We start from the raw sequence: 495 nt of genomic DNA on the forward strand, positions 1-495 counted from the left end.
AAAGGGTGAAAAGGTGAAAAGATGGCTGCGCCCACCACTCTTGTTAACTTGTCCGACCAGTCCGACCAGTCCGACCAGTCTGACCAGTCTGACCAGTCTGACCAGTCCGACTAGAAGAACTAAATAAACTAGCCCCACTAACTTAATTAACCCAATGCCTGAAACTCATTAACCCGCCTGCTACCACCTCGTTTTTGTCTGCTTTTCCGCATATATTTTAACACTATGGCTGCCCTTTTTATCCACCACTTCACCCGCTTGGCCCAAAAAATCGATTCTCGCGAAGGTTTGTTTTGATTGCAAAAAGGGGGTAGTTTGTGAATACGATGAAATGAATTTTTATTTAAAAAGACCGCTGTTTGCACCCCGTTTCGGGCGTTTTGCGGCTAAATGCACTGCGTTTTGGTGCTAAATGCACTGTGTTTTGGTGCTAAATGCACTGTGTTTTGGTGCAAAATACACTGCGTTTTGGTGCAAAATGCACTGCGTTTTGGT

It is taken from the genome of Prevotella sp. HMSC073D09, assembly GCF_001814145.1.
Classification (GTDB): Bacteria; Bacteroidota; Bacteroidia; order Bacteroidales; family Bacteroidaceae; genus Prevotella; species Prevotella conceptionensis.